We start from the raw sequence: 11,922 nt of genomic DNA on the forward strand, positions 1-11,922 counted from the left end.
TTATATCTATTCAAATGACCAGTAATGTACTGCCCATGGTTGTAAGGTTAGTTCTATCAGCTGATCCCCCTTTTTAATCTTTATAAACGGATCGGGCCTCAGGCGGTGGTTCTCATCGCTGCTGCCACCTTCAGCATCCAGTACAATGTGGCGCACCTGCATATCTTTTGGCAAAGCGCTCAGCTGTATTTTTACTTTTACCGGGTCTGCCGAGAAATTCCATAACATCATGTTATGCATTTGCAGCTGGGTGTCGTGCGTGGCGAAACCATGTACGGTTTTACTGTCTGTATTAAGCTCCAGTTTCCGGCCTGCCATACGGGATAACAATTTGAATGAGAAATACGCAGGGCGTATATAGCCCTGGTAATCTATCAGGCCGCTGAACTGTGCCTGGCGGTTCCACCAGCGGCTCATAAAAGCAGCGCCATGAGCGGAGAATATTTTTGCAAAGGTGTCATAATTCACATACCAGTCCCTGATCTGGTAATAACAGGACCAATCCAGTCCTGCGTCCTTCATCTGCCAGATGACTTCTGCAACGAAGCAAGGCTGGAAACGGGGATCCAAAGGAGGATTGAATAAATGCATATTCCATTCATTCATGATAGTTTCCGGATGAAGATCAGGATATCCTTTCAGCATTTCCTTCACATAATCTATCTGGCTGCGGATAAAGGCGGGCCTGTTATCATAATTATGCCAGGATACAAAGTGCAGGGGTATCTTCTCTGCAGCGCAGGCGCGAAGCAGTTCAGGGAGTATAGGTGATTTGTAATTTGCCAGTGCCGGGCCGCCTACTTTTGCTTCCGGGTCTGCTTTTAATATAGCAGCTACTGTGTGTTTGTAATAACGTGCATAACTTTCCGGTTTGAAACGGTAGGGCGTACCGCCATCTTCCCCAAAATCCACTTCATTACCTACTTCCCAATATTTTATTCCGGCTCCTTTATCTACAAAATGTTTTACCACATCATACACAAATTGTTCCCATCCCTTATAATCATCCGGCTCTACGATATCATGATCTACCACGGGGAAAAATACTTTTGGTTTCAGGCAAAAGCTCATGAAAGGTTTGCTGCCGGTTTGCAGGATGTTATTCACGGTGCTGTCCAATGTGGTAAAATGATACTTCCCTTTTTCCGGCAACACATTATAATACTCACTTACAAAAAGCCGGATAACAGCAGGATGTAAGGCCCTGATCTCATTAATATGTTCGCTTAACATCGGCTCTTCCGAAAGCCCGCCCTGGCCCAAAGCCATCTGGTTGATCTTCATGGGGCCAAGCTCCTTCGCAAAGTTCACCTCCACGGTTGTTTGCGAAAAGGCTGTCCGACTGATTATACAGGCTATAAAAAATATCAGCTTTCTTACACTCATTTTGGTCATTTAATACGTGGCGGTAACGATGAACTTATCTCCTTCCGGCGATGGTATTTTTATGTGTTCCTTTTTTACATCATAATCCATCCAGGCTTTCCCATTTACGGTTACGCTGCGTATCTGTTTATTGCCGGGATGCCTGAACCTTACCAGCAGTTCCTTTGGCGGGTTGCGCTTTGCCAGTTGCACGGTAGCGGTGATCTGGTGCTGATCGTTCTCTCCTGTTATTGTGAATGAAACAGGCCCGAAATAGGAAGGGGCATTTTTCACTTCGATCTGTTTTCCTTTTTGCAGCCATTCTCCCGGAACAGCCTGGCCGATGATGAGGGTATCTCCTCCCAATTCGTTCAACAACATTTTCCTGTATATTTCAAACCATGCACCGTCTGTACTGGGTGGCCCATAATATTGCCCCCAGGCCCACCTGTGCTCCAGCGGGGTTAATTGCCCATGTGAAAAACCGCAGGCCATGAGGCTGTAGAAAGAGCGGATAACTGCTTTGGGCTCATCTCTCAGTAAATAGGTATTGCCCTGCTGAACATATACGGGCTCATTGGCCGCTCCCTGGTTCTTAAACAACAGATTATCTTCCTGATCATGCAACAATGCAGTGGTAAGCCAGCTATGCGGATCTATTACGCCGAGCCTTGACATATGCAAGGCGCCGCAATCCACATCCGTAGGATACCATTCTTCCATGATGCGCCGGGGCGTTAAAGCATCTGTAGGCACATAATTGATCCAGGTGCCATCTTCCAGCTGCACAACAGGTGATCTGACGCTGCTGCGGGAAAATTCCTGTGTTACATCTTTCTTCATTTTTGCGGCGGCAGCCCGCACTTCATTTGCACGCGGGTGGCCATAGAGGGCTAATGCTTTTCCAAAGGCTTCCAGTCCTCCTCCGAAATAAGCCTGTATAAAGGCCCATTCTCTTTTTGCCGTGGTAAGGTCGTTGAGCGGCTGTTCTATCAGGCCCGTTTTATTTGCCTTTGCCAACTGCGCCATACACCAGTCCAATGTTTTGAGCGATTGCGGCAACAGGCTTTCGAAGCTTTCCCGGTTTCCTGTAAGTAAATAATTTTGTGCCACTGCATAGAGGTGACCGGGTGAATAAACGCCCCAATTGGCATTCCCTGCCATCCGCCCGTCCGGCTGCTGCTGTGTTTTATACATCGACGCAATTTCCTCCTGCGCAATTTGTTCATAGCCCCGTAAACCATAGATCATGTAATCTACATACACCGCCTGGTTGATGGGCCACATGGCATCTTTTTGCCCATAGCCGATGTTGGTATAAGGAAGGTCTATATGCCTGTTGCCTGTACTATCTGTTGTATGACGGGGCAATGAGAGAGCATGCCACAGGTTTGCACGATACAGGTTATTCACGGCTTCTTCCGGCACTTTGAAGGAAGCGCCTTTGTTCATCCAGTTTTCCCAATATTGTATGGTTGCCTTTCGTGCTGTGCTATAGGTTAACGCTGCCAATGTTCCCGTTGTATCAACTACTGGCGAAGGTAATTTCAGTATTAATTCCTTTGCAGTCCCCTCCGTTAATTCACCATTTACTGTTATCCCTGTTTCACCGGGCACTATATTTAAACCATCGGTCCCTTCCAGCATTAACCAGGTATTGCCTGTTGTATCTGTCATCGTCCAGTTGCCCCTGTTCTTTATTGCCCGCAGCGGCTGGTGATCCGGTTCACCTTTCAGGCGGATGCCAAAGCTTATGGGGCCGGCTTTCCCGGAAATGCGCACCTTGGTGAACATCACTGCTTCTTTATTTCCGAAAGCGGCTGCAAACTGTTCTATTTCACATAGCTGTCCGTTCTTCTCCAGCCGGGTAATGATCACAGGGAGGCCATTCTCTATATGCTGGCTTTTCCATATGCAGTTTCCATATGAAATGTCTAACCTGAATTTATGCGGTGAGGCAAAGTCGGGCCGTACATTCCCAAATCTGTCCACGGCAAATTTATAGACAGATCCATACGACGGAGCAATTACCGTGAGATGCCCTTTTATGCCTAACCAGGTGGTTGCCCAGGATACGTTCCAGGCAATGGGATCGCCGATGTCTTCCCATAGTTTTTTAAACTGTGAAAGGCTGGCATCCGGAGCTTCCTTTACACGGTCGAGAATGCGCCGGCCTTTTAAAGAGGCAAGATGTTCCTCAAAGCTAACAGGGTTATCTGCCAGCGTGATAAAGATATCCTGTTCAGGCAGCCACATTGCGCCTTGTTCCAGTAATTGCAACAAACCAATTGTAAATCCGCTTGTGCCTTCTTTATTCAACTGCACTGTAAGCAAAGGCGCATCAGGATGATACCAGGGATCTTTGCGCAATCTTGCAGACTGCCCGGGAGAACCGTGTTCCATCAGGTACCCCCACATGGCATCGCCGTTTATTGAATGCGGGTCCCTGAAGTTTGCCAGCTTTCGCAGAGGCGCTGTGGGCTCAGGAAAGCTTACTTCTGCGATCAGTTCATCCACATCGCCTGCTCCGCAAAAAAGCGCTGACACAGGTGCGATGCGGTCGTTCTTTTCTATACGGCTGCCAACAGGCGTTCCTGTTTGCAAACCCGCTGAATTACCGAGCAGCTGTACGGTGAACAGGCGGGGCTTGGGGCTCTTCAGCCCAAAAGCTATCTTTATTTTTGTTCTCTGCACCCCATGGCCATGCCTGGCAGCAACCATCAGTATGATGATTGCCATCATCGCTATTCTCTTCCAATGTTTCCAGTTAGTCATGTTGAATGGTTTCGGGCTGGCTTCTTAAATATAATAAAACACGCCCATACGCTTTATTAATAATTGGGATTCTGTACCAGTTTGCTGTTCTTATCCATGGCCGATTGGGGAATGGGCAGGAAATAATTCTTATCAGGATAGAATTTCCTCATTCCACCGCCGGCGGGCACTATCGTATATACGGGTACGTTGTTCACCAGTTCTATTTTAATAGCATGTACCGGCTTGTTCAGGATCACTTCTGCCAGTTTTAAACGCAGCAGGTCGGGCAGGCGTTTATCTTCAAAGGCCAGCTCTACCCTTCTTTCCCTGTAAATGGCCGTGCGCAGCTGACTTTGATTCATACCGGGTGTAAGCTCCGGCAACTCTGATCTTTTCCGGACGGCGTTGACAGCATCGTACACCGACTGATCCGGCCCGGTGGCTTCATTCCTTGCTTCTGCATAACTGAGCAATACTTCTGCATAGCGGAAAATGATCCAGTTGGCGCTGTTAAGATTGCTCCTGGCGCTTGCATATTTAGGATTAATTCCCTTACGGATATAATAACCGGTTCTTGTAGATATGCTGCTATTATTCAGGTCTGTGGCGTTCAAACTTCCAACGCCCTGTTTCATGATCATTACGTCTCCCAACCAGGTGGACCCATCATAGACAATAGACTGATAAAATCTTTTCTCCCTGTTCTCGTATGGCTTCTGCGGATTATAACCGGAAGCGGGATCCGTAATAGGCAACCCGTTGGCCATGGCATATTCATCAACAATGTCCTGTGTAGGATCCACATGCCCGTAACCCGTTAATGCGCCCGCTACAAAACGGGGCCCTATGTTGCCATCTCTTAAATTAGCCAGGTCAGTGCCCCCGAGATGCTGCCTGCTGAAGATCACTTCCACATTGTTATTGTTCTCTTCAAAAAAGAGGGTGTTATAATCCGGGAAAAGTTTATAGGTATTCAGGTCGATCACTTTTTTGAATGTAACAGCCGCCTGCTCCCACCTGGTTTTATCATTAGCGGGATTGTACAATGCGCCTGCATAGAACAATTCACAGGAACCTTTTAATGTAAGGGCAGCTCCCCTGGTTGCCCTTCCTGTTTCCGCTGTGATTCCAAGATCAGGAGCAATAGCTTCGAGCTCACTGACTATAAAATCAAACGTTTCTGCAGCAGTATTGCGCGGCCTGAAAATCTCATCACCCTGTTCTTTCAGATTCAGCACTTCTTTAATAACAGGTACTCCGCCATGGTAAGTCCAGAGGATCGAATAAAAATAAGCGCGCAAAAACCTTGCTTCGGCAATCCTCGACTTTTTCCAGGCTTCCGGTAGCGCAGAAGCGGTAGCTTTGGCTATAAACAGGTTGGTTTTCCTGATACTGGTATATAGCCCCCATTTGCTGGGTGCATTGCTGGGCGTATAAATAGAAGGACCGTATATATTGGTGCTCACTCTTCCTGCCTGTCCGTTCATCGAGTTGTCTGAATAGTTCTCCCAGGGATCGCCAAAATCAATGCTGGGAACAGACGCATACACATCATTCAGGAAAAGATCTGCATTCGCCGTACTTTGCCAAAGGGTACCATCCTCTACCTGGTCCTTGGGAGATACATCGAGGAATTTACCACAGGAACAAAAGGTGAGTGCAATGAATATTATGCTTAAAAGTTGATGTTTCATACCAGCTTTTTTGTTTGATTAAAAAGTAATGTTTGCACCTATAGAAATGGTTTTCTGATTGGGATACCCCCAGCCGCTCTCCGGCTGAAAGGAATCGTTCCTGCCGATTTCCGGATCATAGTTCTTCAGTTTGGTCCAGGTGAGAATGTTCTGTCCTGATACATAAAGCCGGACGCTCTGCATCTTTATCCTATCCAGTACCTTGGCTGGCAGGTTATAGGAAAGGGTGGCATTCTTCAGGCGCAGGTAAGCGGCATTTCCCATCCAGAATGACGACTTTTGCGAATTGTTCACTGTAGGGGCCGAGGTGAGTCGTGGGTTGGAGGCATTGGGATTCTGGGGCGTCCAGTAATCAAAGTTATGTTTGTAAGGCAGCATGGTTTCCCAGAACGGCATAATGGATGAACCATGGTAATACCAGTTGACTTTTGCCGCTCCCTGGAACAGCACATCAAGAGAGAAATTTTTAAATTTCACACCGGGAGAAATGCCGTATATGATCCTTGGGGCGGCAACAGGATCGCCGATCACCGTAAGGTCGTTATCATTTATCTTCCCGTCATTATTAATATCCTCGTACCTGATATCTCCGGGCTGTACAGGGCCCCATGGTTGTGTGGCAATACCTGATTTCAGTGCGCCTGAACCATCAAAATCGCTTTCCTGGAAATAGCCCAGTGCATGGAATCCAAACTGGGTACCCAATGGCCGGCCTGTTATGCGGCGGTTAGGATTGTTAAAAGTAGTAGCGGTTTCAAACACCTGCAATACCTTGTTCCTGGCGTATGTTAAATTAGCGCCGAGCGTAAGTTGTAAATCGCCCGATACATTATATACCGAACTTGCAGTGAGATCAAAACCACGGTTTTCCATTATGCCTGCATTCACCTGGCTTAACCCGATACCGTATTCAGCGGGTACTGTAACATCCGGGTTCACCAGCATGTTGGATCTTTTTTCGTAGAAATAATCCACCTCGAAATTCAACAGGCCTTTCCAGAGGTTCACTTCCAGACCAACATCTGTTTTACGGGCGCGTTCCCAGGTAATGTTGGGATTAGATTCCGCTCTTTCACGGATGCCCTGTACTGCATTATTGCCCAATACATAATTTGTTCCCAGCACGCTATAAGTGCTCATGAACTGAAAAGGGCTTCCTGCCAGTGCGCCTACTTCACCATAGGATGCCCTGATCTTCAGATTATCTATCCAGTTGTAATGATCCTTAATAAATTTTTCTTCAGATAAACGCCAGCCAACTGAAAATGCAGGGAAAAATCCAAACCTGTTCTCCGGGGAGAAATAATAACTTCCATCGTACCGGCCGCTTGCTTCCAGCAGGTATTTCCTGTTAAAATCGTATGCTATGCGATACACTACGCCCACCTGCCTGGCAGCACTGGAAGTACCGTTAGTGCTCATATCCGCCTGGCTGGAACTTCCGAGATTAATTTCATCAACAAACAAATTATAATTTCTCCGGGAGGCGCCTAAGCTCAGGTAGTCGTTACTTTTTGCTTCAAATAATCCCAATACGCTAACACCGTGCTTACCAAAGGTTCTGTCGTAGTTCAGGCCAAACTGGTAAGTAAGCTGGTAGTCGTTTGCATAATTCTGGGTGAGGGAAGGTTTTGTTGGGCCGAAAACGCCATCCTTGATCACATAAGGTGTTTGCGACCTGTCAAGGCTGGCCCTTTGTATAGGCAGGGCCCATACTTTATTCATCACATACGTGGGGTCATACGCAATGGTTCCTTTTGCTTTTAAACCTGGGATGAAAGGTAACTGCTGTTCAACAGACAACTGGGAATATATAGCTGTGGTATTGATTTTCTGATAACCGCTGTTAAAGAGGCTTGCGGTAACAAAAGTACCCGCCATGCCGTTACTGAACCTAAGCGGCCCATATAAGGGATGCAGGTAACCGATCAGCTCAAATATACGGCCGGTACCGATAGAAGGATACTGGTCTTTCTGATGGCGGCCGTTGATGCTAAAAGACACATTGGTGGTATTTGTCACCTTGGCATCCAGGTTAAGCGTCATGTTAAACCTGCGGTTATTGGTAGCCGCCCACATCCCCTCCTGGAATTGGTATCCGAGGGCTGCATAATACTTCACTCTTTCCGCGCCGCCTGATATTTCAATGCTGTGGTTAGTAAGTATGGCATTCCTGTTAATGAGATCTTTCCAGATATTTTTAAAAGTAGGATATGCATCGGGGTCTGAGCCATCCTGGAACTTTTGCAGTTCGGCATCGGTGTATGGTTTTGGCAGGCCTTCATTGACTGCCGCTGCATTCCTCAAAGTGGCGTACTCATAAGAATTGACATAATCGGGTAATACCACGGGGTTCTGGAACCCAACGTACCCGTTATAGGTGAGTGCAGGAATACCTGTTTTCCCCTTTTTAGTGGTTACATGGATTACCCCGTTTGCACCGGCCACGCCATATGGCGCTACGGCTGCCGCATCTTTAAGCACGGAAAAGGATTCAATGGAATTAGGATCTAATTGCTGAAAGCTACGGGGAATACCATCTACAATGATGAGCGGCTGTGTAGAACCGGTAGAGGAAATACCCCTGATAAAGATGCTGGAGCCATCTCTCCCCGGCTCTCCTGATCCCTGTTTAACAATAACGCCGGCTACCCTTCCACCTAATCCATTACTGAGGTTACTGATAGGCAGGGAAGATATTTCAGCGCCCTTCAGTGTGGAGATAGCCGCCGTAACGGATGTCTTCTTTTTTGTACCATAACCAACCACTATCACGTCGTTCAGAATATCCCTGGAAGAGGCTTCCATAGTGATATCCAGGGGCTCCGCATTAGTGATCCTTACTACCTTCCCGGCAAATCCCATATGAGAGATCACGAGCGTTTGACCGATCTGGGCACTCAGCGAAAAAACACCCTGTTCATTGGTGGTGGCGCCATGATTTGTGCCCTGTACAGATACGGATACATTAGGTAAGGGAATTCCACCGCCGGTAATCCTTCCGGTAACTACCTGCTTTGTTTGTCCGGAAACGCTTGTTGAGAGTAACAGGAACAAAAAAGGCAACAGCATAGCTACAACGGTTATAACGAATTTAATTGCGCGTAAATTCATAATAATAGTTTTGATTGATATGTTACTTACAGTTAAATAGGCGGGTCAAAACCGGAGGAAAAATTACGTATGTTAAAATTTTGATTGCCTGACAAAGGTATTTGTTAGTCCCGCCGGATTACTATATCATCTTGTTGATTCTATATCCTATTTTGCGCTTCTTCCCCGTTTATGGCCGGTATTACCCTATTTATACCAATCAATACCCTATTTTGTCATTGTATAGGTGGCAGGCTCAAAAATCCAGACGGATTTGTATATATTAACAACATGAAACCGCGTTACAAACCAATTCCCACTGAATCCAACCTTTTCAAAGTTGAGTTTCAAAATACGAGCGAGGTATTTGACTATCCCTGGCATTACCATCCTGAGCTGGAGATTACCTATATCCTGAACGGAGAAGGCGTGCGTTATGTAGGCAATACCATTGAAAATTTTTATGAAGATGATCTTGTATTGCTGGGCTCCAACTTACCGCATGCGTGGAATAACACAGCTGGTCAATCCCAGCAGGTGATAGCGATTGTGATCTATCTGAAAGTAGAATTCATCGACAAAATATGGATGCAGAGCATGGAGTTTGAATCTGTGCGAAAACTACTGGCAGCCATGAGCAAAGGGATTAAAATAGATGAACAAACGGCCGCCAGACTGAAACCGAAATTCATAGACCTGCTGAATGCTACTTCCTTTGAAAGGCTGATGATATTACTGCAGATATTACATGAACTATCGCTTAACACACAATTCAGGTACCTGTGCGAGCAGGAGTTCACCGTTGACCTGAACCTGAATGATAAAGAGCGCATCAATGTGGTATATGAATACATCCAAAAACATTATCATCAACAGATCACCCTGACAGATATCGCTTCCAAGCTAAATGTAACGGAAGAATACTTTTCCCGTTTCTTCAGTAAAACCATGAAGAAACCTTTCTTTGAATTCCTGAATGAATATAAGATCAACCGCGCCTGTAAACTGCTGATAGAAACAGATAAACAGGTGAGTGAAGTATGCTATGCCTCCGGCTTTGAGAGCCTTCCTTTCTTTTACCGACAGTTCAAAAAGTTTAAGAACTGCCAGCCTAAAACCTATAGACTGAATTATCAGAAGATCTCCTTCTGACTACAATAAATAATATTAAGAGGCTGGTATTGTGACCCGATTTAATAACCCTTGTTCTAAGAATACCACTATGGACCTTTATGTTGAAAGAAACCTCATTGATCTTATCGCCAAAGGTGATGAAAACGCCTTCAGGGAATTATTCAACGAACATCGCGGGGCCATTTATAAAACAGCACTGCGTTTAACAGCATCTCCCGTGGCAGCGGAAGATGTATTACAGGAGGTTTTCCTGGTAGTATGGCTGAAGCGGGAACAGCTTTCCTCTGTTTTAAATTTCAGAGCTTATGTGAAGACTATCGCGAAAAATCATATGATCCGTTCTTTCAAACACCTGAGCCGGCAGCGGAATGCTTCACAAACGCTATATGTCATTAAAGGCGATCAGCACCAGGATACGGAAGATATAGTTCAGGACAGGGAATTTTATAAACTATTACAAAGCGCGGTAGCCACATTATCGCCACGGCAGGCTACTGTATATTCCCTTATACGTGAAAAAGGATTTTCCCGTGAGCAGGCAGCCGCTTACCTGGATGTTTATCCTGAAACCGTGAAAAGCCACCTGGAAGTAGCGATGAAAAAAATCAGGGCTTATTGCCTGGCGCGTTTGGCCATCTATCTCATTTTCTTCTTCTGTTAAAAAATTTAATTTTCTCTATACTCCCCCAATCATCTTCCCTTAGACTCTTTATATATTGGAGATATTATTCTTTACCTGAGATAGCATGGCAGACCACCTGTTCAACAATGGAAAGAATATGCAGTTGTCCATCCCAAAGAAAAAACTATTGAATAACCGTCTGATTCAAAACCCTTGTTCCGAAAATTGATGCGCATCAATAAACAATAATCCAATAACTCTTAAACTCATTTTACCATCACCTATTTCTGCTAGCACGCGGACGGGAGGCTTTTTTGCCGTATCTCCCTGGTAGGGGGACTGTCCAAAGCCCTTCCTGCAAGGCTACATACAGGATCATTCTTTTAATATCTCTTTTAAAAAATCAATTATGAAAAAATCATTAAAATTAACTTCCGTTGCAGCGCTGGCGATAGTCATTGCAGTTGCTGCCTGTCAAAAAGAAAAGACCAGTGCTACGCTTGAAACGCCAAAAGTGAAAGTTTCTTTAGCAGACCTGGTACAAAAACTATACGCAGCAAATACCCCTGCCAACTATGCAGCATTTAAAGAAGCATACTCGTCGCTGACTGCAGAGGAACTGGAACAATTCGAAGAACTACGCCTTAAGAGTGATTCTGTTTCCATGACACGAAAAGCAGAAGCTTCCAATGGCAGGATCAGCACTGCCCAGAAGACGCTGATCAGCGCTGATCTCAGAAGAGCAAAGGATATGCGCTCAAATGCATACGCCATTTCACTCAGCAGATTCCAAAAGCCATTCAACAAACTATCTCAGAAGGAAACGAGCGAACTATTTAGTTCACTGGAAAAGAAATCAGACGTCACAATAGCTTCCTGTCCTACCGCCAGCTATCCATCTTCTGCAACCTATAGATCATATGCCGGCACTAATTATTATGGCATATGGGATATGGGTAATGCCGGGAGTACAGACTGCGATTATGAATACCGGTTTGATGGTTATTACTACTATGTTTCTGCCCGGAATGTAGCTAGCCAATGGCTGCTCGACTCTTTCGGAAGTGCAGTTTCCCGCAGGATCATTTATTACACTGATGGCTATGATACTGCAGTATTGCTTGGAGCTAACAGAGTATGGATTATTGTTGGACCACCCAGTTATGTAGCTTTGCATATGGTGAATTAAAACAAATCCCCTGGTGGTTTTTGCTGCCAGGGGATTCCTTACTTTGATACAAACCTTTTCCGGGCTTA

General features: G+C 45.7%; 7 protein-coding genes. 3 read left to right on the forward strand and 4 right to left on the reverse strand.

Annotated features, from left to right (window positions below; translation table 11 throughout):
- Positions 1-6 precede the first annotated feature (6 nt).
- Genes ABIE50_RS24995 through ABIE50_RS25010 form a run of 4 tightly spaced genes read right to left on the reverse strand, consistent with a single transcriptional unit; the run spans position 7 to position 8,930 of the window.
- The gene (locus ABIE50_RS24995) at positions 7-1,386 is read right to left on the reverse strand and encodes a GH39 family glycosyl hydrolase (protein ID WP_209858464.1); all 1,380 of its coding nucleotides are present in this window, start codon (positions 1,384-1,386) and stop codon (positions 7-9) included.
- A 9-nt stretch (positions 1,387-1,395) separates the two neighbouring features.
- The gene (locus tag ABIE50_RS25000) at positions 1,396-4,140 is read right to left on the reverse strand and encodes a hypothetical protein (RefSeq protein WP_209858462.1); all 2,745 of its coding nucleotides are present in this window, start codon (positions 4,138-4,140) and stop codon (positions 1,396-1,398) included.
- A gap of 56 nt (positions 4,141-4,196) precedes the next feature.
- Positions 4,197-5,816 carry a RagB/SusD family nutrient uptake outer membrane protein gene (locus ABIE50_RS25005; protein WP_209858460.1) on the reverse strand — a complete coding sequence of 540 codons (1,620 nt, stop codon included), beginning with the start codon at positions 5,814-5,816 and terminating at the stop codon, positions 4,197-4,199.
- Between the two features lie 18 nt (positions 5,817-5,834).
- Complete coding sequence (locus tag ABIE50_RS25010; protein ID WP_209858458.1) at positions 5,835-8,930, reverse strand: SusC/RagA family TonB-linked outer membrane protein; 3,096 nt, start codon at positions 8,928-8,930, stop codon at positions 5,835-5,837.
- A 270-nt stretch (positions 8,931-9,200) separates the two neighbouring features.
- Between ABIE50_RS25010 and ABIE50_RS25015 the strand changes: the two genes are divergently transcribed.
- The 3 genes from ABIE50_RS25015 to ABIE50_RS25025 all read left to right on the forward strand — a co-directional run bounded on the left by ABIE50_RS25015 (position 9,201) and on the right by ABIE50_RS25025 (position 11,854).
- Positions 9,201-10,061, forward strand: coding sequence for an AraC family transcriptional regulator (locus tag ABIE50_RS25015; protein WP_209858456.1), 861 nt, complete (start codon positions 9,201-9,203; stop codon positions 10,059-10,061).
- 70 nt (positions 10,062-10,131) lie between these two features.
- Complete coding sequence (locus ABIE50_RS25020) at positions 10,132-10,704, forward strand: RNA polymerase sigma factor (protein WP_209858455.1); 573 nt, start codon at positions 10,132-10,134, stop codon at positions 10,702-10,704.
- A gap of 370 nt (positions 10,705-11,074) precedes the next feature.
- On the forward strand, positions 11,075-11,854 hold the full coding sequence (locus tag ABIE50_RS25025) for a hypothetical protein (protein WP_209858454.1): 780 nt from the start codon (positions 11,075-11,077) through the stop codon (positions 11,852-11,854).
- The last annotated feature ends 68 nt before the right edge of the window (positions 11,855-11,922 follow it).

Source organism: Chitinophaga sp. OAE865 (genome assembly GCF_040546735.1).
Classification (GTDB): Bacteria; Bacteroidota; Bacteroidia; order Chitinophagales; family Chitinophagaceae; genus Chitinophaga; species Chitinophaga polysaccharea_A.